The organism is Sungkyunkwania multivorans (genome assembly GCF_042675645.1).
In the GTDB taxonomy this organism is placed as follows: Bacteria; Bacteroidota; Bacteroidia; order Flavobacteriales; family Flavobacteriaceae; genus Sungkyunkwania; species Sungkyunkwania multivorans.
Genome location: NZ_JBHTJH010000006.1, coordinates 2,317 through 2,696 on the forward strand (window position 1 = coordinate 2,317; position 380 = coordinate 2,696).

Sequence of the window (380 nt, forward strand, 5' to 3'; positions counted from 1 at the left end):
TGGTGCTCTTCTCCTGTCATTATGAATATGGGATATTTTTTCGCGTGCGCTTTTGGCGCCGCGTGGAGGGTCGCGTGCCTGCCCGACGCAGTCCCGAGTACTCGGGGACGTAGGCGGGGCTCAGCATTGTTGGGCGCAGCGCACTCACAGAGTCGCGTAGCTCAGCTGGTTAGAGCGCTACACTGATAATGTAGAGGTCGGCAGTTCGAGTCTGCCCGTGACTACGATTGGCAAGTTCATTGCGATATATTGATTGGAAATTTTGGAAGTTGGGTATCCCAGGTTGACGTATAGGTGTCATCATTTAACCGATAACTGTTAACTGATCGCCGACTACTGGAAGAGGGGAATTAGCTCAGCTGGCTAGAGCGCCTGCCTTG

Annotated in this window: 1 tRNA gene; it reads left to right on the top strand. The window is 53.2% G+C overall.

What is annotated here, in order from left to right:
- Nucleotides 1-150: 150 nt before the first annotated feature.
- Nucleotides 151-224, top strand: a tRNA-Ile gene (locus ACFQ1M_RS09705).
- Nucleotides 225-380 lie beyond the last annotated feature (156 nt).